General features: G+C 46.3%; 1 protein-coding gene. It reads left to right on the plus strand.

Translation table 11 applies throughout. The features are described 5' to 3' along the window. A partial coding sequence (locus HJY11_RS13495) for a hypothetical protein (protein WP_438820439.1) occupies nucleotides 1–300 on the plus strand: 300 nt, incomplete at both ends.

Genomic DNA, 300 nt, shown 5'->3' on the forward strand with positions numbered 1-300 from the left:
GTTGCAGTATGTGTGGCGATTGGTTTGATTTCCTTTGCTCAGATCGCAAATATCAACACTCCGCTTTCAGGCAGCGACAGCACCTTTGTATGGAATGCTGATATTCCGAACCTGATCCTTGCCATGAAGATCTGGAAACCGTTCTCGGCGATTTTTGCGATTGTTGTATTTGCCGGTATTTATACGACAGCAGTTCCTCTGCTCTACAATCCTGCATCCCGCTTCGCAAAAGAGGGAACGTCAAAATTTCGTATCCTGACTGTGATTCTTGCGGTTGTCGGATTGATTGTCGGTCTGTTC

It is taken from the genome of Bittarella massiliensis (ex Durand et al. 2017) (assembly GCF_017566145.1).
In the GTDB taxonomy this organism is placed as follows: Bacteria; Bacillota; Clostridia; order Oscillospirales; family Ruminococcaceae; genus Bittarella; species Bittarella massiliensis_A.